We start from the raw sequence: 22,456 nt of genomic DNA, 5'->3' as shown, positions 1-22,456 counted from the left end.
GTTTTTATAGTTTTTCAAGTTTTAAGTCGATTTTTTGGTCTAGGTCAATTCTTATGGTTGAAAAATTGTCATAGTAAACCATGCCATCTTTAGCGCCCTTGGCTTTGTTTATATTTTTCTTTTCTGTATAGTCAACATCAACCTTATTATCATTGGCCAAAGAAGAGTTAATAGCTGCAAGATAAGCTGCTACCATAATGTCATCATCGCTGATCTTATCAGTCTTTAAAATAACGTGGCTGCCCGGGCTATCCTTAACGTGAAACCAGAGGTCATCCTTCCTAGCAACTTTTAGAGTAATATAGTCATTTTGTTTTGAGTTTTTCCCGACATATATGTCAGCTCCATGTTCAGTTTTATAATGAAGGGGCTTTGAAGGTTTGGATTTTTTCTTATCTTTACTCTTTTTCTTTATCAACCTATTATCAATCATTTCTTCTCTAATTTCATCTAAATTAGCAATAGAATTCGACCTTTGTATAAAGTCTTCTAATTGATTTAAGTAGGATAGAAGATTTTCTTGATTAGGTAAGTCTTTGTTAGCGTAAGTTATTGCAGTTTTTATCTTTTTTGCCCTATTATAGTAATCATTTATATTCTCCCATGGGGTTTTCATCGGATTTAGAGTTATTTTTACTGGTTTATTTTCATTATAAAAATCTTCCAGGATAATTTCTTTGGATTTTTCTTCAATTCTATATAGGTTAGCTGCTAATAAATCGGCATTTTTCTTTGCAATTTCTGCTTGATTTTTCTTTGAAATATTAGTATTTAAAATGCTTATCTTTTTATTTACAGCTTTTTTATGATTATTAATTTTTTTTATAAGATTTGCCTTAGCTTGGTCTAATCTATCATTTGATTTATTTATAGAATAAAAATCGTCTATAGCCTTACTCATTAAATCATAGGAGTTTTCACTAAAATTTAAGTGGCTTAACTTAAGGGTATGGTATTCTTTGATTTTTCTATCATCTCTATAGTCGTATGCACCTAAATTATCTTCAAGGATGTCTTCTCTTAATTTAAGGAGTATATGATTTAATTCATTTTTATCAGCTTCACTTACAAGACCCCAGTTTATCCTAGGATCGATGTTAGCTCTATTGATTAGTTCCTTACCAATTACAGGAGAGAATCCCTCATAATAGGTATAAAAGATCTTATAAGGCTCAATTCCATTGGGAATCTTTGTATCTATAGCAGAGATGTTTTTATTAAAATAATCGTCACTTAAATCTATCTTGTCACTTTTAATTCTCTCATAAGTTAATGATGGAAAAATTTGCCTAACTGAGGACATTTGGTCATTTACTCTCTTAATTGCATCAATAATTTTATAATTATCATCAGTTAAGATAATATTTGAATGTCTACCCATAATTTCGATTATTAATTTTTTGCTGGTATCAAAGCCCATTTCATCAATTGACCCTATGGAAAATTCCACAACCCTGTCTAATCCGTATTGTTTTATATCCAAAATCTTTCCTTGACCAATATGTTTTCTTAAAACCATGCAAAAATTATCAGGTTTCTCAGGATTTTCATATTTTTTTTCAGTTAAATTGATTCTTGCCTCATTATTATTAGCACTTAACAATAATTTTACTGATTTACCCATTGAATATATGTTAAAAACAAGGTCGTTCTTAGATGGTTGGGATATTTTTTGAATTTTTCCACCAAGAACCTCTTTTTTTAGTTCGTTTACAATTTTTCTTGTTACTATTCCGTCAAAACTCATAATTCACCTCGATTGTATTATACTCTTTGCCATCAAACATGATACTTGAAGTAAAAACATATAAAAGTAAAATGATTAAGATAAGGGGGAGTGATGAAGAAGGGATTTTTATTAGTAATATCAGGACCGTCTGGAGTCGGTAAAGGTACTGTTCTTCATGATTTGATGAACACACAAACAAACTTAGTATATTCTGTATCTGCCACCACTAGAAAGAAAAGGGACGGAGAGATAGAGGGAGTTAGTTATTTTTATCTAGACCACGATCAGTTTGAAAAGATGATCGCTGAAGATAAATTCCTTGAATATGCTCAAGTCCATAATAATTATTATGGAACACCCAAAGAATTCGTAGAAAAAAAGATAAACGAAGGAAAAATCGTAATACTAGAAATAGACGTACAAGGAGCTCTGAATATCAAGAAAAATACTGATAATGGAGTCTTTATTTTTTTAGCCCCACCTAGTCTTAAGGAATTAAAAAAGAGAATTGTAGGCCGAGGCACAGAAACTGATGAAGATATTAAAATTAGGATGAATAATGCTAAAAAAGAGCTACAGTATATTAAGGATTACGATTATATAGTTGTCAATGACCACCTAAATTCTGCTATAACATCTGTTAATGAAATAATAAACGCAGAAAAACATAAAGTATTTAGGGAAGAAAATTTAGTATTTGAGGAGGATTAATGAAAAATCCATCATTTAAAACATTATCTGAAGTTAGCCCAAGTAGGTACGAAATTTGCATGATGTGTGCCAAAAGAGCAAGAAGAATTGTAAATGGTTCTGCGCCATTAACCAAACATGTAGAAGCCAAACCAGTAACACAAGCCCTAAATGAGATTATTGAGGGCAAGGTAAGAAAAAAATAATAATATGCTAGAAAATAAAAATATTCTCCTAGGGATAAGTGGGGGGATAGCTATTTATAAGGTTTTGGATTTATGTTCACGCCTTAAGAAAAGAAATGTAAATCTTAAGATAATTATGACTAAGTCTGCAACAGAATTTGTTAATCCTCTTAGTTTTGAAACTATGGGAAGATGCATGGTTTATACAGATTTATTTTCTGGTCATCATGAAGAAGTTCATCACATAGAGCTTGCCAAATGGGCAGATGTAATGCTAATAGCTCCAGCTAGTGCTAATACAATTGCGAAGATGGCTCACGGAATAGCTGATAATTTTCTTTTGTCAACCTATCTTGCCTGTGATAAGGATGTAGTAATAGCACCTGCTATGAATACCAATATGCTAAAGGCAAAAGCAACCCAAAGAAATCTTGAAATTTTAAAAGATGATGGTGTTAGGATTATAAAACCTGAACCAGGTCTCTTGGCTTGTAATACAATAGGGGATGGAAGGCTTGAAGAGCCTGAGGAGATTGTAGATTTTCTTGATGATTATTTTACAGAAAAAGATCTCTTGGGCAAAAAAATAATAGTAACTGCAGGGCCAACTGTTGAACCTATTGATTTTGTAAGATACATAACCAATAATTCTAGTGGCAAGATGGGTTATAATATAGCTAATGAGGCTAGGAAGCGTGGGGCCGAAGTTGTTTTGATTTCTGGTCCAGTAAATCCTATTAAGGTTAATGGAATTAAGAGAATAGAAATTAAAACTAATTTTGAAATGAAAGATGCTATTGAAAGAGAATTTCAAGATGCCGATGCCCTTATAATGTCAGCAGCACCTGTTGATTATAAGGTTTTAAATCCAAGCGATAGGAAAATAAAAAAAGATGGTTCTAATTTAAGCTTAGAATTAATCGAAAATATTGATATAATAAAATATTTCGGCTCAATAAAAAAAGACCAAACTATAATAGGCTTCGCTGCAGAAACTGACGATTTAATCGCTAATGCAAAGAGTAAACTTTCTAAGAAAAATTTAGACTATATCATTGCTAATGATTTAACCAAATGGGGAGCAGGTTTTGATGTAGACACAAATGTTGCCTCAATAATTTCTAAGGATGAAATAATCAACTTGGATATTATGCCAAAAAGCCAGCTAGCCAATAAAATATTAGACCTCTTAAGGTGAAAATTTGTACGCGAAAGTAATTATAGATAGTAAAAGCAGATTTTTAAATAGAGCTTTTACTTATCACATTCCAGAAAAATTAAATAATAAATTACAAAGAGCAATGAGGGTATTAGTTCCTTTTGGTAAGGGAAACAAGACTGTCGTTGCTTTTGTTTATGAAATTGTAGAAGATTTTGAAGCTGAATATGAAATAAAAGATATAATATCAATTATTGATGAGAACAAACTAGTTAGTGACGAGTTATTAGATCTAGCATTCTTCATGTCTAAAGAATATCTTTCTCCAATTCAACTATCTCTTAAGCAAGTTCTACCACCAACAAGTATCGACAAAATAAAAGTTTTTTATTTGGCAAATGCAAAAGAAGACGATGAAATACTCAATTATTTACAAATTGAGAGGAATAAAGAGGAAATATTAAATAAATTTCCCAATTCTTTAGATACATTAAACAAATTAGTTAAAGATAACAAAATAAAGGTCTTGTATGAGGCAAGTGATAAAATTAAAATCACCTATGATACTTATATAAAAATAAAGGATTCTAATACTAAACTTTCAAAGAATGCCAAAAAGCAACAGGAAATCATTGATTATCTTAAGTCTCATGGACAAACAAAGCAAAGTGACTTACTCAAAAATACTTCATCTTCATTATCGTCTTTAAAATCACTTATTGATAAGGATATGGTTGAACAAATCCATAAAGAAGCTAATAAGGAAATAAAATTAGATACAAAAAAATATGAAAAACACGTATTAAATGAGGACCAAGAAAAAGCCTTTAATCAGGTTCTAAAAAAAATAGACGGACAATTTTTGCTTTTTGGTGTTACAGGATCAGGAAAAACGGAGATATTTTTACAAGTAGTTGAGGAAGTTATCAAAGAAGGAAAAGAAGCAATTATCTTAGTGCCAGAAATATCTTTAACTCCACAAACAATAGAGAGGTTTTCCGGTAGGTTTAATGAAAAAATAGCAATTATCCATTCAAGGCTCACTCCTAAAGAAAAATTCAATCAATGGATGATGATAAAAAACGGAGAAGTTAAAATTGCTATCGGAGCAAGATCCGCTATATTTGCACCCTTTGAAAATTTAGGAGCAATAATTATAGATGAAGAACATGATAATTCTTATACATCTTCAAAAGACCCTAAGTATCATACAAGAGAAATAGCAAAATATAGGGCATCTTATCATTCCTGTAATCTGATAATGGCTTCAGCAACTCCTTCAATCGAAACTATGAAGGAAGTAAAAGATGGTAAACTAGATCTCTTGCACCTAAGCACCAGGGTTAATAATACAATGCCAGACATTAATTTGATCGACATGAGAGAAGAGCTTAAAAACTCAAATTACTCCATGCTTTCATACAAACTACAAGAAGAAATCAGGAAAAATCTTTCCAATAAAGAGCAGACAATTTTATTTTTAAACAAAATAGGTCATGATTCATTCACCTTTTGTAGAGCCTGCGGGTATGTTGTAAAATGCGAAGCCTGTGATGTCGCGATGACTTATCATAAAAATGTAAACAAACTTGTATGCCATTATTGTGGTAGAACTAAAAATCAAGTAAGAGTATGCCCAAACTGCCATTCAAAAAAGATTAAAGAATTTGGAGCAGGTACAGAAAAGCTTGAAGAAGAAGTAAGGCAACTTTTCCCAGATGCAAATATTCTTAGAATGGATTCCATGGTAGCAACTAATAAAGCGAAGTATGACCACATGTATAAGTCGATGAAGGAAGGCAAGATTGATATCCTACTTGGAACACAGATGATTGCTAAAGGCCTTGATTTTGAAAATGTAACCCTTGTTGGGATAATATCAGCGGATCTTTCTTTAAACGTTGGAGATTTTTCTGCGCAGGAAACAAGTTTTCAACTTTTAACTCAAGTCGCAGGCAGGGCGGGAAGGGCCGATAAGCCAGGTAGGGCAATCATTCAAACCTATAAGCCAGAAAATTTTGTAATACAAGCCGTTAAGGAAAATGATTATGAAAGATTTTTTGCTAGTGAGCTTAAAATTAGAGAGGCTTTTTCCTATCCGCCTTTTAAAAATATAATTACGATTAAAATTATAAATGATGATAGGGTTAAGACCATAGATATTTCTAGAGAATTTACAAATGAATTAAAGGCTTTGATGAATTCTCAATTAAATGTTGAAATAATAGGCCCAAATCCTTGCAAAATATCAAGAATAAATAATAAATACAGGTATAATATTCTTGTAAAGGTTTATGACAAGGACCTTGATATTTGTAGAGATACCATAGGCAGGATTAGGAATTCTTTAATCAATAAATACAACGATACATCATTTGTAGTTGCATTTAATCCTGTAAATATTAATTAAGGAGTCGGTATGTTTAATTTTTTTAAAAGAAAAAAGAATAAATCTGGAGAATTAGAAAACAAAGAAGTCGTAAGAGAAGTTGGCCAAGAATTAGCTAATGATAATAGTAATTCAAATAGCGACGATAGGACTAACGAAGAATTTAATAAGTTTAATGAAGCAAACAAACACAACAACTTGATTGAAGGAATAGAAGAAAATATTGCAGAAGTCAAAGAAGGCATTTTATCAGAATTTGAAGAAGTTAAAGATAAAGCTGAAGAAATCTCTGAGGATATTAAATCAGAGTTAGAAGAAAAGTCTGAAGAAGTTTCAGAAGAGGTTAAAGAAGTTGAAAAATCAAGTAAAATCAAAGCTGGAAGATTTATAGACTTAACTCACACAGAAAATACGGAAAAAAAAACTCTAAAAATTGAAGATATAAAATTTAAAGAGCAAGAAAAAGAAGAAGAAGAGCTTGATGAAAACAATAAAGGAATTTCAGAATATGAAATTCCAACAACTGAAAACCTTAGTACAAACCTTGAGGTGACAGAAGAAGTTGTAGAAAAAGAATCAATTTTTGATAGGTTAAAAAAAGGGCTAAGTAAAACTAGAGACAGCTTCACATCTAGTCTAACAAATCTTTTTACAAGAAATGTTAAAATAGACGATGACCTCTATGATGAACTTGAAGAAATCCTAATCTCTGCAGATATTGGTATGAACTCAACAATTGAGATTGTTGATGAATTACGTGGAGAAATCAAGAAAAAGTCAATTAAAGAAGCTGATAAAATTTATCCTGTCTTAAAAGAAATCATGATTAAAAAGCTCGATGAAAATAACCTTGATAATAAGATTAAGTTTGAAAAAGGTAAGTTAACAGTAATTCTAGTTATAGGTGTAAATGGAGTAGGAAAGACTACTACTATTGGTAAACTAGCAAATAATTTCAAAAATGAAGGTAAAACTGTGATGCTTGCAGCAGCAGATACTTTTAGGGCTGCTGCCATCGATCAACTACAAGAATGGGCCAAAAGAGCAGATGTTGAACTTATTTCACACAAAGAAGGCGCAGATCCATCTGCAGTCATTTTTGATGCTATAAAATCTGCTCGTAGCAAAGAAGTTGACGTTTTAATATGCGATACTGCAGGAAGACTTCATAACAAAAAGAATTTAATGCAAGAGCTCGATAAAATAAATAGAACAATTGATACTCACGCAATTAATTCAAATAGGGAAAACCTATTGGTACTTGATGCTACAACAGGTCAAAATGCAGTAAGTCAGTTAAGAGAATTTAAAAATGTCACTGATATTACAGGGTTAATTCTTACAAAGCTTGATGGTACTGCAAAAGGTGGAGTGATTTTTCCACTTCAAGTAGAGGTAGAAGTGCCAGTTAAATATATTGGTGTCGGTGAAGGAATTGATCATTTACAAAAATTTGACTCAAAATCTTTTGTAGAAGCTATGTTTTGATGTTGAAATGTAGGTTTTAAGTGGTATATTATACAGGTACTACAACAATCACACTCATGGATGGGTATTACGTTGCCAATTGTGGTTTAATATCCAGTTGAGATGAGTGGAAGAAAAAACGGAGGTAAATATGGCAGTAGTTTCAATGAAAAAATTATTAGAAGCAGGTGTACACTTTGGACACCAAACCAGAAGATGGAATCCAAAAATGTCTAGATTCATCTTCACAGAAAGAAATGGTATCTATATTGTAGATCTACAAAAAACAGCTAACCAAATTGAGGAAGCTTACAAGGTAATGAGAGACATCGTTGCTGATGGTGGTAGAGTTCTATTTGTAGGTACAAAAAAACAAGCACAAGACTCAATTCAATCAGAAGCTAAGAGATCAGGTCAATACTATGTATCTCACAGATGGTTGGGTGGTATGCTTACTAACTTTAAAACAATCAGAAAAAGTGTAGAAAAACTTCAAAGATATGAAAGAATGGAAGAAGATGGAACATTTGATCTTCTACCAAAGAAAGAAGTTCTTCAATATCAAAAAGAAATGGATAAGCTAGAAAGAAACCTTGGTGGTATCAAAGACATGGAAGAACTACCAGATGTACTATTTGTAGTAGATCCAGGTGAAGAATCTATAGCAGTACATGAAGCTAAAATACTAGGAATTCCAGTAATTGCTATCGTTGATACAAACTGTGATCCTGATGAAGTTGACGTTCCAATACCAGGAAACGATGATGCAATCAGAGCTGTAAAACTTATTACATCTGTAATGGCAGATGCTGTTATAGAAGCAAACCAAGGTAATGAATTTGATCCTTCTAATGATGAATATGAAGAAGAGGTTGAAGAAGAAACTGAAGTTGAAGTAACAGAAGAAGAAAACCTATCTGACGAAGATATAAAAGAAGCAGCTGAAGAAATAAAAGAACAAGCTTTCGAAGAAAACGAAGCAGAATAAGTAGAGGAGATTTAGATGGCAATTAGTGCAAAATTAGTTAAAGAATTAAGAGAAAGAACTGCCGCAGGAATGATGGACTGTAAAAAAGCTCTTGAAGAAGCAGGTGGTGATATTGATAAAGCTCAAAAAATCCTAAAAGAAAAAGGACAAGCAACTCTTGATAAAAAATCTGGTAGAATTGCTGCAGAAGGTGTTATTGGTTCTTACATTCACAACGATAAGATCGGTGTAATTGTTGAAATCAATACTGAAACAGATTTCTCAGCTAATACTGACACTGTTAAAAATTTTGCTAGAGACATAGCAATGCACATTGCTGCAAGTGCTCCTAAGTACATCTCTGAAGAAGATGCTGATGAAGCTGATGTAGCTGAACAAAGAGACATCCTTATCAACCAAGCAATCAATGAATCAAGCGATAATATGCCTGAAGATAAGAAAAAAATGATTGCTGAAAAGAAGGTTGAAGGTAGACTTAAAAAATGGTTCTCAGAAGTTTGCCTACTAGACCAAGCGTTCATCAAAAATCCTGATTTAACAGTTGAACAACTTCTAAGAGATACTGCTAACGAAGTTGGAGAGAATATCAAAATCAGAAGATTTGCTAGATTCCAAGTTGGTGAAGGTCTTGAAAAGAAAGAAGAAGACTTTGCTGCTGAAGTAGCTAGCCAAATGAAAGCATAATATAAAGAATATAAGCATAGACAAAGATAGCCTTGTCTATGCTTTTTTATTGCAATCCTATATCTTGTTTAAATATAAGAATCTAATCACATCCATTTATCATAATATCAAGATAATTAAATAAAATATAAGTTGACAAATTTATCAAACTAATGTATTATATACATAGTTAATTTAACACGCTAATGTATTTATGAGGAGATATTATGAATAATAAAAAGAACGTCAGGTTACCAAGCCTAATCGAATCTGCCTTACCTATTTTAACTATGGTAAGTTTAATGATTTATGTATTTGTTTTTGCTAAAGATGGGGGAGAAAATATATATGATGCAGCTCACCTCCCACTTATTTGTGGAATAATGGTTGCTTGTATAGTTGGATTAAGATGTGGGAATAGTTTTAGAGATATGCTTGATGGTATGATTGAACGTATAAGAACTACTTTAGATGCCATATTAATTTTACTAACTGTAGGTCTCTTAATATCATCTTTTATGATATCAGGAACCATCCCAGCTCTTATATATTACGGTTTGAGTTTTTTAAGTCCTAAGCTATTTCTTCCTATAGGTTGTATAATTACATCTTTGGTTAGTCTTTCATGTGGTTCTTCCTGGACTGCTACGGCCACTATAGGAATAGCCTTTATGACTATAGGTCAAGGTCTCGGAATAAACCCAGCTATTACAGCAGGTATGGTTATATCAGGGGCTTACATAGGAGATAAGTTTTCGCCCCTATCAGATACGACCAATCTTGCTGCAGGTGTTGCTAAAACTGGTCTTTTTGACCACGTTACAGCTATGGTATCAACAACAGGGCTAGTTTTCTTGATTTCTTTAATTCTATATAGCTTAATCGGTCTAAGAGCTGATGTTGTTAACTATGATCCAAATATTGCTGAAGGTATAAAAACTGCTCTTTCTAGCAATTTCAACTTAAATCCACTAGTCCTTCTTCCTATTGTTTTGATTATTTTTATTTGTATATTAAGGATAGAGGGACTTGCTGGAGTAATGATTTCAGTTTTAGTTGGACTTATATTTTCTCTGATATTTCAAGAAAAAAGAGGTCTAGCAGAAATTTTTGCTATATTACACTATGGTCCAGATATAGCTACTGGTAATGATTTTGTAGATAAAGCTCTTGCTAAAGGTGGCATGGATAATCAAATGTGGACAGTAAACCTCATACTTCTTGCTGTATCCTTTGGTGGAGCTCTAGAAAGAGCCGGAATTATTGAAAGACTCTTTGCTCACCTTAAAGAAAGAATAAATTCAGTTGCTGGTCTAGTATTTTTAACTATGCTTACTTCAATTTTCTGTGACGCAACTATGTGTGATCAATTTTTAGGTATTGGTGTACCTGCACCACTATATGAGGATAAGTATGATGAACTTGGTCTATCAAGAAATATGCTTTCAAGAACCCTAGAAGATGCTGGCACATTATGGGCTGTAATGTTCCCGTGGACAGCGTGCGGTGCATATCAAATGAAGACCTTGGGTGTTAGTCCAATTAACTATTTCCCATTTGCCTTTGTAAATTTATTAAATCCAATTTATGCGCTTATAACTGCTATTTTGAAAAGAAATATTTTCTGGGCAGACGGAGCATATACTAATATATTTGGTAAAACAAAGATGAAAAAAATGGCTAAGGCCCCTAAAGAGGCAAGAGAACTTGCTATTAATAGTTTGATAAAATTAAGAAAAGAAGGCAAAGCTCCACAAGTAACTATTAGTTAAGAAAAATATAAAAATTTAAATATTTCTAGTATATAAAAATCTGTTATTTTAAAGGAAGCAATGCTTCCTTTTTTAATTACTTTTAAATACTAAGATTTTATAGTATAGTAAATATGTAGGAATTAAGACAACTTATTTTTATATAAATGATTATTATAAAAATTAATCGAATTTTTTTGAAAGGAGAAATACAATATGAAGAATAATCCGACTCAATTAATTGGAGGAACTCCTATATTGAAACTTAACTCACTCAAGAAAGAGGGAAGAGCAGATATATATGTTAAAGTAGAAAAAAATAACCTAGCGGGATCTATAAAGGATAGAATTGCCTTATACATGATAGAGGAAGCTGAAAAATCAGGAAAACTAAAAAAAGGTGGCACAATTGTCGAGCCAACAAGTGGCAATACAGGTGTTGCTCTTGCAGCTCTTGCTGCAGCAAAAGGCTATAATCTAATCTTAACTATGCCAGCTTCAATGAGTATAGAAAGAGCGAAATTAGCTATGGCATATGGAGCGAAGGTTATAAGGACTACGGAAGGTGCCCTTCAAGGAGCTGTTGATCAGGCAAAGGAGCTCGCTGAAGAAAATGGATATTTCTTACCTGACCAATTTTCAAACCCAGCTAATATAAAAGCTCATTATGAAACAACAGGTCCAGAAATATTGGCTGAAATAAGCCCAGATGCTTTCATAGCAGGTGTTGGTACTGGCGGTACTGTAACAGGAACAGGCAGAAGATTAAAGGAAGCAAATCCTAATACAAAGATATACGCAATAGAACCTGCTGAAAGCCCACTTTTATCTGGTGGCGAAGCCGCTGGTCACAAAATCCAAGGTATAGGTGGTAACTTCATTCCAAAAAATTTAGATTTTGATATTTTAGATGGAATTGTTGACGTTAAAAGTGATGATGCTATAAATATGTCTAGACAATTGGCAAAAGATGAAGCCTTAGCAGTAGGAATATCATCAGGAGCTAATGTTGTAGGTGCAATAGAAATTGCTGATAAATTAGGAGAAGGAAAAGTTGTGGTAACTGTATTACCTGATACAGGAGAAAGATACCTTTCAACTGAATTATATGACAATGATCAACTATAACGAATACAAAGAAGAATTAATTAAAAATGCTTTAGAACACGATCCAGCATTAAAAAGTGAAGAGGAAGCAATCCTCTTCTCTGCTGGTATCAAGGCCCTATTATCTCATTATATAGCACATAATCTATTTCTAGAAGGCAAATTATATGAAGCGCAAGAAATGGCTTATAAGACAAGGATGGAAACGGGAATTGAAATTCATCCAGGTGCTAAAATTGGAAGAAGATGCTACATAGACCATGGTATGGGAGTTGTAATTGGGGAAACAGCAGAAGTTGGCGATGATGTTTTGATGTATCATTCGGTAACATTGGGTGCTGTCACAAATAAAAAAGTAAAAAGACATCCAACTATAGGAAATAATGTAATGATTGGAGCTGGCGCAGTATTACTAGGCAATATTACAATTGGCGATAATTGTAAAATTGGTGCAAATTCAGTTGTTTTAGCTGATGTACCAAATGATTCAACAGCTGTAGGTGCGCCTGCAAAAATAATTCCACACAAAAAGTAGTTTTAGGCTACTTTTTTATTTTGTAAATTATGAAAACTATTTCGTATAATTATAAAAAAATGGTATAATAGAAATGGAATATTAAAATTTCCATATTATTGGAGGTGATATGATGTTAGATAATATGAATCCAATTGTTGTTCTCATCATATTTGTCGCCTTCGTATTGTTAGCTTTTTATTTTGGCTATCTTTATCGTAAGAAAGTTGGGGAATCTGTAATAGGTAGTGCTGAAAATCTCAGTAGGCAAATTATAGATGATGCCAATAAACAAGCAGAAGCATTAAGAAGAGAAACTCTTATTGATGCCAAAGATGAAATTTCAAAATTGAAATCTGAAAATGAAGAAATGCTGAATCAAACAAGAAATGAACTTAATAAAAGAGAAGCTCGTTTGATTAAGAAAGAAGAAAGTTTAGACAATCGATCTTTATTGATTGACAAAAAGTCTGATCAAATCTCTAGTGATCAGAAAAAGTTACAACAAAAAGAAGAAAAAATTGACAAGTTAATAGAACAACAAGAGTTGGAGTTACAAAATATCGCTGGACTCACCAATAGTGAAGCTAAAGAAATAATTTTAGCTCGAGTTAAATCCGAAACAATCCACGAATCTGCTAGGATGATTAAAGAGGCGGAAGAGAAAATAAAATCTGAAAGTAAAAAAATGGCTACAGAAATTCTTGCGACTACTATACAAAGATTTGCACCAGAACTTGTAGCTGAAAATACAGTATCTGTAATTTCTCTACCTAACGATGAGATGAAAGGCCGTATTATTGGGCGTGAAGGCCGTAATATTAGAGCCTTTGAACAAGCCTCAGGTGTTGACCTAATAATTGATGATACTCCTGAAGCAGTAGTTATATCATGTTTTGAACCAGTTAGACGTGAAATAGCAAAAGTCGCCTTAGAGAAGCTAATCCAAGATGGAAGAATTAATCCATCAAGAATTGATGAGATGCTAGAAAAGGCCAGTGATGAAGTTGAAGCTAGGATAATAGAAGATGGTGAAGCTGCTGCTGAAACAGTTGGAATTATCAATCTTCACCCTCAGCTAATAAGGTTAATCGGTAAGATGAAATTTAGAACATCTTATGGTCAAAACATCTTAAAACATTCTGTAGAAGTTGCATTACTTGCAGGAATGCTTGCGGATGAAATTGGTGCTGATAGTCAATTAGCAAAACGTGGTGGATTACTTCATGATTTAGGCAAGGCTATAGATCAAGAACAAGAAGGAACACATGTAGCTCTAGGCGTTGAAGCTGCAACCAAATATGGTGAAAATAAATACGTTATAAATGCTATAGAATCCCACCATGGTGATGTTGAGCCAAATTGTGTTGAATCTATATTGGTACAAACAGCGGATGCTATAAGTGCTGCAAGACCAGGCGCAAGGCGTGAAAGTCTTGAAAATTACATTAAAAGACTTGAAAACCTTGAAAGAATTGCAAATTCTTTCGAAGGAGTAGAAAAATCTTTTGCTCTACAAGCAGGTAGAGAATTAAGAATCTTAGTAAAACCTGAAAAAATTTCTGATGATGAAATGGTTGTAATTGCTAGAGAGATTGCAAAGAAAATTGAAAATGAATTAGAGTACCCAGGTGAAATTAAAGTGAACTTATTAAGAGAGTCCAAAGCGATAGACTATGCCAAGTAAAAATTAATCAAGCTGCCATTATAATGATGGCAGTTTTTAATTCGCTTAATTTACAAGGTATAAATACACTATATAAAAAATAAAAACGCTTAAAACGCAAAATAGAGCGATGAATTTTATTGATAATACAAAAAGTAAGGCAGGCAAAATAATAAAAACCTATATGGATTTCTTATAGCTACAAATTTGCGTCAATTAATCTAAAAACAAATAACTAATTGTTATCTTTAAATAAAACTATGTATATTTTTTTAAACTAATAAATTTACAAGAGTTTATGTGCATCAAAGAGGAGATATGTACTCACTAAAATTATTGCACAAAATTATTATTTTGTGCAATAATTTGTTTTTTGAATTAGAATAGGTATAATTCTATTATAGATATAGGAAATTAAGAATCGATTAAATTTTACGGATTAATTTATGCTATTGTGTACGGAGAAACTTATGGAAGAATTTATAAGGCCTCTATTATTAAATGATTACTTAAACTATTTAAAATCAATTAAGGGCCTTTCTGAATCTACAATTAAAGAATACGCTTATGATCTTGATATGTTTATAGAATATCAAATAATTAGAAAGATTTACAATAATAATGAAGAAATCTATAAAAAAGATTTTGATTATAATAAGGTTAATTTCTTTATAGATAGCAAGTTCTTTGAAAAGCTTACAATACAAGACTTCTATGCATTTCTTTCTTATTTAGACAATGACAAGAATGATTCTGCTACTACAAGGTCTAGGAAAATTTCAGCCCTAAAATCTTTTTATAAATATATGTATAGTGAAATTGAGATAATTAATACTAACGTTGCAGATAAGCTAAGAAATCCTAAGATTAGCCAAAGGCAACCGGTTTACCTTACCTTAAGTGAAACAGAGAAATTGCTTGACACAATAAATCAAGAGAAAAACGCTTTTCTAAGGGTTAGAGACCTTGCTATAGTATTTACCTTCCTAACTACCGGAATGAGGCTTTCTGAACTTGTTTCGATAGATTTATCCGATGTAAATAAAGATAGATTCAATATTATAGGCAAAGGAAATAAAGAAAGAACTGTTTATCTCACAAAAAACTGCCAAGACCTTATTAATAATTATATAGTAATTAGATCTGAATACCTTAGGAATTCGAGTGTTGATGCCCTATTTATATCCACTAGAAAGAAAAGAATTTCAAACAGAGCTGTACAATCAACTATAGACAAATATTTGGCAAAAGCAGGTTTTGATACTAGTATCTACTCTACTCACAAACTCAGACATACTGCTGCCACACTAATGTATAAGTATGGCGATGTTGATATAAGAGCCTTAAAAGATATTTTAGGCCATGCTTCAGTCTCAACAACTCAAATCTATACCCACTTAGATGATGAAGATCTAAAAAAAGCTGTAAATAAAAATCCTTTATCAGACATAGAATTTTAATTTAAAAATCGTTCTAACATTAGAATTAGAACGATTTTTTTATTTTATAAGAAATTGTTTTTAGAAAATCTATTTAAGACTATTTTTAAAGCAAGTTTTCCATGGTAATAGTTAAGTCCACCTTGAAGGTAAGCCATATAAGGCTCTCTCAAAGGACCATCAGCAGATAATTCTGATGTTGCTCCTTCTACAAAGCCCCCCGCTGCCATAATTACTGGATCTTCATAGCCTGGCATAGGATAGGCTTCAGGTACGAAGGTTGAGTCAACAGAGCAAGCTTCTTGTATTGCCTTACAGAAAGTCTTTAATTTTTCTGGATCATTTAATTTTATGGCAAGAATGACATCAGACCTTGGATCATCAAGTTTTGGTGTTACTTCATATCCTAGTTTGTTAAAGACACTTGCGAATAATAAAGCTACTTTTAAAGCCTCTTTAACTACGTGTGGAGCAAAGTAAAGTCCCTCTACTACTAATCTATTTGTACCAAAGCTTAAACCCTCATCTTTTCCAATTCCTGGAGCCGTTAGAGTATTAGCACAATATTCTATAAGGTCTTTTCTACCACTAATATAGCCACCCGTAATAGCAAGACCTCCGCCAAGATTTTTAATTAGAGATCCCGCTACGATATCGGCTCCTATCTCTATAGGTTCCTTTGTTTCGGTAAATTCACCGTAGCAGTTGTCTATAAAAATAATTACATCTTTTGAAACCTTTCTAATTTCTTTTACAGCTTTTTCGATTTCATCTATAGTAAAGGCTCTCCTTTGTGTGTAACCTGTTGATCTTTGAATTAGAATGACTTTGGTATTCTCATCAATTTTTTCTTTAATTTTATCGTATTGGATTTTATTATCAGAATCAAGATCCAACTTGTCATAAAGGACGCCTTTTTCTATCAAGGTTCCTTTTTTATCCCCAGCTATACCTATAACTTGCTGCATTGTATCATATGGATCATCAGTTATTGATAAGAGTTTATCTCCATAGTTTAATAAGGAAAATAGAACGATTGATAAGGCATGAGTCCCTGATACTATAGAAGGCCTTACAAGGCTATCTTCCGCTTTAAATATTGAAGAAAATATTGCCTCTAATGTATCTCTACCTGTATCTGCATAGCCATAACCAGTGGCGGTAAAAAAGTCCGATGATTGGAGAGAATTCTCGTTAAAGGCTTTCATAACCTTTAATTGATTAAATTCTGAAATTTCTTCATGGAGTCTGAATAATTCAGACAATTCTTTTTCAGACTCTCTTATAAGGTCATCATACCTATCATCGATATTATAATTATTGTAAACTTCATTAAAATTCATATATATCCTTTATTAAATCTTCTATTATCATTGTTGCATCATCTTTATTTAGGTCATCCATTATTATTTCTCGTGTAAATGGATAATTTAGGTATTTTTTCATCCAAGTGATTTGTCTTTTAGCATACCTTCTAGTATTTCTTTGGATAAGATTAATCATTTCATCAAGATTGATTTCACCTCTTATATAAGGGAAAATTTCTTTATAACCAATAGCGGCCATAGATTGAGAATTTTCATCTAGATTAAAATTCTCTACTATATACTTAAATTCTTCTACTAGGCCTTGGTTTATCATTTCAATTACCCTATCATTTATCCTATCATATAATATTTGTCGATCATTGTAGTTTAGAAAAAATAATATAGGATCAATATTTTTATTTAAGACTCTCTCACCTGTACGTTTTTCTGATGGTTTTTCGCCTGTAATTTCATATATTTCAAGTGCCCTAATAATTCTGTTTAATTCATTTGGATGGTATTTTTCGGCTGTTTTGGGATCAATTTCCTTAAGCTTATTATATAAGAAGTCATTACCAAGGCTTTCAGCTATTAACTCCAATTCATTTCTTATATTGGAATCTTTTTTTACTTGGCCGTAGTTCATTTTAAAAAGTAGAGAATCTATATAAAAGCCAGTTCCACCTGTAACTATTGGCAAAATATGTCTTGAATTTAATTTAGAGATAATTTCTGATGAATCTTTTCTAAAATCTTCAACAGTAAATTCTTCATCAGGATCAACAATATTTAAAAGGTGATGTTCGACCACAAAAGGATCTAAAACCTTATTAGTTCCTATATCCATACCCCTATAAACCTGTTGACTGTCTGCTGATATAACTTGGCCGTTAATTTTTTCTGATATATTTATTGCTATATCACTTTTTCCACTTGCTGTAGGGCCAGTAATAATAATTACCTTATCTTTCAAAATATTTCTCCAAATCTTTATCTTCTAATGAAATAATGGTGGCATTACCATCATATGTTTTGTAAGGATTTTCTTCCTTCATTAAACTTTTATAAAGCTCGATAGCTTCGTTTTTATTGATATTATGACCTTTTCTGAAGGATAGACTTTTGACTAATTTTCTTAATCTACTAGTAATTAGTTCATCACTAATATTATTGTCCAAGTCTAAAATTTCGTAGAAAAATTTATCGTTTTCTGGTTGATTGAAAATCATTGGGATTTCTCTTATAAGTATAGAATTTTCAGAGATTAACTCTACATCAAAACCTAATCTTTGAAAAAGACTGTGTTTAGTTTCAAATCTATCAACATCTATCTTATTTAAATGCATCCTAATAGGCTCTAATAATAATTGACTCGCAACTTTATTAGCTTTAAAATCTTTGAGGAATTCACTCATTTTGATTTTTTCTTGAGCTTTTCTATGATCTAGTATAAACACCCTGTCCTGATCTTCAAATATAGAATATCTTCTGAAAATAGATGTCTTATATGTTGGTATTTCTATATCTTCTACAAAAGAGTCTTCATTTACTTTTTCATCTTCTTTTAAAAACTCAAAATCAAATTCTTTATTACTGTCAAAAAATTTTGAATTTTTTGCTTCTATTTCATTATTATAGGCCTCTTCGTCTTCCCTGACAAGCGTATTTGTTGGAGAATACTTATCTAAGATAGCTTTATAATCAGCAAAGTCTAAAAATTCATCCTTTTTATTTTCCTTGATACTAATTGATTGAATCTCTTGCTTTGCTTTAAGTAAATTTTTAACATTATCAATAATCAATTCTAGAAGCTCATCTTCATATGAATACTTAACTAATTTCTTATTAGGATGGATATTTACATCAATATTTTTGGGATCGGTGTAAATAAAGATAAAGAAAGCAGGAAATCTGCCTTGAGGAATAAGTCCTTGATATTGGTCTTCTATAATTTTTGTTATTTCCTCATCTTCAACTAGTCTATCATTCACAAAAATATATTGCATAGACCTATTGCCCCTGTAATAATTAGGAAGACCTATCTCTCCTGTTATCTTATAAGATGAATTTTTAGCGTGTAATTCAATGAGATTTTCCTCTAAGAGATTATCTAAGAGGTCAGAAATTTTTAACTTTAAGTCCAAACTGGGGTTGGATTGAAATTGAACCCTGTCATCTTTTATATATTTAAAAGAAATATTTTTATATCCAATAGCAAAAGCATACATCAGCTTACTGATCTTATTAGCTTCAGCCATGTCAGATTTTAAGAATTTTCTCCTAGCTGGCATATTATAGAATAAATCCTCTACAATAATGCTTGTACCCTTATTTGTAGCGATTGAAGATTTTTTATTTTCTTTTGCACTAAGGTCAAGTTTTGTTCCAATTTCAGAATCTTCTGTCTTAGAAATAGCAACAACTTTACTCACAGAGGCGATACTTGGGAGAGCCTCACCTCTAAAGCCAAGGGAAGCAATTGTGTAGAGATCATCAAACTTACTAATCTTGCTAGTGGCGTGTTTTTGAAAGGCTAAGTCAATATCTTCCCTAGCAATCCCTACACCATCGTCAGTAACTCTTATATAAGATTTACCACCATTTTTAATATCCACAGTAATATTTCTACTGCCTGCATCTATTGAATTTTCAACTAATTCTTTTATGATTGATAGAGGAGATTCTATTACTTCACCAGCAGCAATTTTTTCTACTGTGTCTTTATCAAGTTTTATAATTGACATTATATCTCCCCAATTCTTTCAATTAGTATATTAAGTTGGTTCATAGCTTCTAGTGGTGTTAATTCGTTAATATTAATATTGTCCGTTAAATTTTTAAGTTCTGTAATTTTCTTATCTTTAATATCTTCTAGTGAATTTTTAATTTCTTCGCTTTTGTTTACATCAAAGAAATCTTCATTTGAAAGTTTTTCCATGATATTTTTTGCGTTATTAAGTATTTCTTCTGGAAGTCCACTTAGTTTTGCTACTTCAATACCATAAGACCTATCAGACTTTCCTTTTTTTATTTTTCTAAGAAACACCAAATTATTGTTTTCTTCAAGTATTTCAATCTTTAGATTTCTAACGTTATTAAGTTCATTTTCAAGTACTGTAAGCTCATGAAAATGTGTCGCAAATACTGTTTTTACTTTTTTATGCTTGGATAAGTATTCAACAAGGGCCATAGCAATACTTAGGCCATCGTCAGAACTTGTTCCCCTACCAACTTCGTCTAGGATTACAAAAGATTTTTCAGTTGAATTTTTAATGATATTTGAAACTTCATTCATTTCAAGCATGAAGGTAGATTCACCCTTTGAAATATTATCACTTGCTCCGATCCTTGAAAAAATTTTATCGCAAATACCGATTTTAGCATGGCTAGCTGGAACAAAAGATCCAATTTGTGCCATTATTATTATAAGTGCCATCTGTCTCATATAAGTCGATTTACCAGCCATATTTGGCCCAGTTATAATCTGGATGAGATTGTTATCTTGACCAATGTTAGTATCATTTGCTATAAACTCATTCTCATCAAGATTTATCTCAATTACAGGGTGTCTTCCGTCCTTAATAATTATTTCATTTTCTTCGGTAATTTCTGGCCTGCAGTATGAATACTTGTGGGCTATTTTTGAAAAAGCATTTAAACTATCTATATTTGCAATCATCTTAGAAAGACTTTGAAGTCTAAGTGTTGAATCTAAAATAACTTCTATTATCTTGTTAAAAATCTCATATTCTAATTGGTTAATTTTTTCCTTGCCATTAAGAATCATTGATGAGATATTTTCAAGCTCTTCAGTGGTGTATCTCTCTTGATTTTTGAGGGTTTGTTTTCTAATATAGGACGGAGCTACCTTATCAGTATTAGTCTTTGTAACTTCTATAGAATACCCGTTGTTTTTATTATAAATTACTTTAAGATTTTTAATGCCGGTAAGATTTCTTTGTTCATTTTCATAATTAATTAGCCTATCCTCCGCAGAATCAGCCATTTCTTTTAATTTATCTAGGCTATCATCGTAGTTGGATTTTATAAGGCCGCCCTCAGTTATATTTATTGGTGGTTCATCAACTATTGACTCATCAATAAGTTTGTAGATATCATCAATATCTGGGATATTGTATCCTAGATTTTTTATTAGGTTATTGGTTGAATCACTAAGGAGTTCCTTAAGTTTTGGAATATCTCTTAGAGAATTTTTAAGAGATATTAAATCCCTAGCATTTGCTCTTTTATAAGATATTTTTGCAAGAATTCTTTCAAGATCGTAGATACTATCTAGGAGGTTTGATACATTTCTAGAAAGTATATTATCCTTATAGAAACCGTCGACCAAATCAAGCCTTCTGTTAATTTTAACCTTATCAATTAAAGGCCTTTCTAACCAGTCATGTATCATCCTTGAACCCATAACTGTATCAGCATTATCCAAGATACTTATTAAGGTATTTTCTTTATTATTAGTTGATAAATTTCTTGTAAGTTCAAGATTTTTTCTTGTATTTGCCTCAACTTCCATAAATTCATTGATTTTTAATACTTCAATGTTATTTATATGGTCGAGTTTTTCCTCGTAATACTTATATATATAATCTAGGAGATTTGCTAGAGCTACAATTATGAGTCTCTTATCCTTTATTTTTTCAAGGTTATCTTTGCCAAGATACTCATTTATAGTGCGAACTCTATTTTCATAGTCTGTTGTAAAATCAATATAGTTTATAAAAATTTGATTATTCAAGTTAAGGTATTTTTTTATATCATCATTATTAAAATTACTTGTTAAAACTATTTCTGAAGGATTAATTTTTTCAATCTGGTCAATAGCTTTTTTGCCAATATTTTGACTTAATGTCTTTATTTCGAGACCTACAAGCTTACCTGTAGAAATATCGCAATATGCCATAGCAAGACCAAATTCATTTTCAAAAATTGATAAGAGGTAGTTATTTTCTTTATTTTCTAAAGATTCTATATCAGTTAAGGTACCAGGAGTGATGACCCTAGTAATGGCTCTTTTTACAAGGCCCTTAGCTTCCTTGGGATCTTCGATTTGATCACAAAGGGCAACCTTATAGCCTTTCTTTACAAGTCTATTGACATAGGTATCTATAACATGGTGAGGAACACCACACATTGGAGCCCTATCAACATGGCCACATTCCTTGCCTGTAAGTGTTAAAGACAAAACTTTTGCGGTAATTATAGCATCATCAAAAAATGTTTCATAAAAATCACCTACCCTATATAAAAGGAGGGCATCTTTAAAATCGTTTTTAACATCTACATAATGCCTTAACATCGGTGTTAATTTTTCGTACTTAAATTTACTAGTCATATTTCACCTTTTCTTGTCTTAATAAAATAAACTGTCACAGTTTTTGTAA

The 22,456-nt window shown here is 31.7% G+C and carries 17 protein-coding genes; 12 read left to right on the top strand and 5 right to left on the bottom strand.

Annotated features, from left to right (window positions below):
• Positions 1 to 4 precede the first annotated feature (4 nt).
• Positions 5 to 1,747: an Rqc2 family fibronectin-binding protein gene (locus AC1EJ5_RS02980; protein WP_479814438.1), complete on the bottom strand. Its 1,743-nt coding sequence runs from the start codon at positions 1,745 to 1,747 to the stop codon at positions 5 to 7.
• 93 nt (positions 1,748 to 1,840) lie between these two features.
• Here AC1EJ5_RS02980 and gmk point away from each other — a divergent pair, with 93 nt between their 5' ends.
• The 12 genes from gmk to AC1EJ5_RS02920 all read left to right on the top strand — a co-directional run bounded on the left by gmk (position 1,841) and on the right by AC1EJ5_RS02920 (position 15,768).
• On the top strand, positions 1,841 to 2,440 hold the full coding sequence (gmk, locus tag AC1EJ5_RS02975) for a guanylate kinase (RefSeq protein WP_209771996.1): 600 nt from the start codon (positions 1,841 to 1,843) through the stop codon (positions 2,438 to 2,440).
• Entirely contained in the window at positions 2,440 to 2,625 is a 186-nt protein-coding gene (gene rpoZ, locus AC1EJ5_RS02970) for a DNA-directed RNA polymerase subunit omega (protein WP_223420372.1), read from the top strand. The genes gmk and rpoZ overlap by 1 nt, the downstream gene beginning before the upstream one ends.
• 4 nt (positions 2,626 to 2,629) lie before the next feature.
• Complete coding sequence (gene coaBC, locus AC1EJ5_RS02965) at positions 2,630 to 3,802, top strand: bifunctional phosphopantothenoylcysteine decarboxylase/phosphopantothenate--cysteine ligase CoaBC (RefSeq protein WP_479814436.1); 1,173 nt, start codon at positions 2,630 to 2,632, stop codon at positions 3,800 to 3,802.
• Positions 3,803 to 3,806: 4 nt separating this feature from the next.
• Positions 3,807 to 6,173, top strand: a complete 2,367-nt coding sequence (gene priA / locus AC1EJ5_RS02960; protein WP_479814434.1) for a primosomal protein N' — start codon at positions 3,807 to 3,809, stop codon at positions 6,171 to 6,173.
• A 366-nt stretch (positions 6,174 to 6,539) separates the two neighbouring features.
• A complete protein-coding gene (gene ftsY / locus AC1EJ5_RS02955) occupies positions 6,540 to 7,640 on the top strand; it encodes a signal recognition particle-docking protein FtsY (protein WP_479814501.1) in 1,101 nt (366 codons plus the stop codon).
• A 130-nt stretch (positions 7,641 to 7,770) separates the two neighbouring features.
• On the top strand, positions 7,771 to 8,607 hold the full coding sequence (gene rpsB / locus AC1EJ5_RS02950) for a 30S ribosomal protein S2 (protein WP_311480095.1): 837 nt from the start codon (positions 7,771 to 7,773) through the stop codon (positions 8,605 to 8,607).
• 15 nt (positions 8,608 to 8,622) lie between these two features.
• Positions 8,623 to 9,291 (top strand): translation elongation factor Ts, encoded by a 669-nt coding sequence (gene tsf, locus AC1EJ5_RS02945; RefSeq protein WP_223420368.1) that lies wholly within the window; start codon positions 8,623 to 8,625, stop codon positions 9,289 to 9,291.
• 206 nt (positions 9,292 to 9,497) lie between these two features.
• Positions 9,498 to 11,042, top strand: coding sequence for a Na+/H+ antiporter NhaC (nhaC, locus tag AC1EJ5_RS02940; RefSeq protein WP_479814432.1), 1,545 nt, complete (start codon positions 9,498 to 9,500; stop codon positions 11,040 to 11,042).
• Between the two features lie 195 nt (positions 11,043 to 11,237).
• Positions 11,238 to 12,149 (top strand): cysteine synthase A, encoded by a 912-nt coding sequence (gene cysK / locus AC1EJ5_RS02935; protein WP_479814430.1) that lies wholly within the window; start codon positions 11,238 to 11,240, stop codon positions 12,147 to 12,149.
• Entirely contained in the window at positions 12,136 to 12,663 is a 528-nt protein-coding gene (epsC, locus tag AC1EJ5_RS02930; protein ID WP_479814499.1) for a serine O-acetyltransferase EpsC, read from the top strand. The genes cysK and epsC overlap by 14 nt, the downstream gene beginning before the upstream one ends.
• Before the next feature lie 124 nt (positions 12,664 to 12,787).
• Complete coding sequence (rny, locus tag AC1EJ5_RS02925; RefSeq protein WP_479814497.1) at positions 12,788 to 14,329, top strand: ribonuclease Y; 1,542 nt, start codon at positions 12,788 to 12,790, stop codon at positions 14,327 to 14,329.
• A gap of 449 nt (positions 14,330 to 14,778) precedes the next feature.
• Positions 14,779 to 15,768 (top strand): tyrosine recombinase XerC, encoded by a 990-nt coding sequence (locus tag AC1EJ5_RS02920; RefSeq protein ID WP_479814428.1) that lies wholly within the window; start codon positions 14,779 to 14,781, stop codon positions 15,766 to 15,768.
• Positions 15,769 to 15,812: 44 nt separating this feature from the next.
• On the opposite strand, the gene AC1EJ5_RS02915 is transcribed toward AC1EJ5_RS02920, so the two are convergent.
• From AC1EJ5_RS02915 to mutS, 4 genes are read right to left on the bottom strand one after another with little or no spacing between them, the layout of a single operon-like run.
• The gene (locus AC1EJ5_RS02915) at positions 15,813 to 17,090 is read right to left on the bottom strand and encodes a methionine gamma-lyase family protein (protein WP_479814426.1); all 1,278 of its coding nucleotides are present in this window, start codon (positions 17,088 to 17,090) and stop codon (positions 15,813 to 15,815) included.
• On the bottom strand, positions 17,080 to 18,027 hold the full coding sequence (gene miaA / locus AC1EJ5_RS02910; protein ID WP_479814424.1) for a tRNA (adenosine(37)-N6)-dimethylallyltransferase MiaA: 948 nt from the start codon (positions 18,025 to 18,027) through the stop codon (positions 17,080 to 17,082). Before miaA ends, AC1EJ5_RS02915 begins: the two co-directional genes overlap by 11 nt.
• A complete protein-coding gene (gene mutL / locus AC1EJ5_RS02905; RefSeq protein WP_479814422.1) occupies positions 18,017 to 19,798 on the bottom strand; it encodes a DNA mismatch repair endonuclease MutL in 1,782 nt (593 codons plus the stop codon). Before mutL ends, miaA begins: the two co-directional genes overlap by 11 nt.
• On the bottom strand, positions 19,798 to 22,407 hold the full coding sequence (gene mutS / locus AC1EJ5_RS02900) for a DNA mismatch repair protein MutS (RefSeq protein WP_479814420.1): 2,610 nt from the start codon (positions 22,405 to 22,407) through the stop codon (positions 19,798 to 19,800). Before mutS ends, mutL begins: the two co-directional genes overlap by 1 nt.
• Positions 22,408 to 22,456 lie beyond the last annotated feature (49 nt).

Source organism: Anaerococcus sp. C0059F3 (assembly GCF_056590475.1).
The sequence above is the reverse complement of the archived record's forward strand: the minus strand, read 5'-3'. Positions and strand labels throughout refer to the sequence as shown.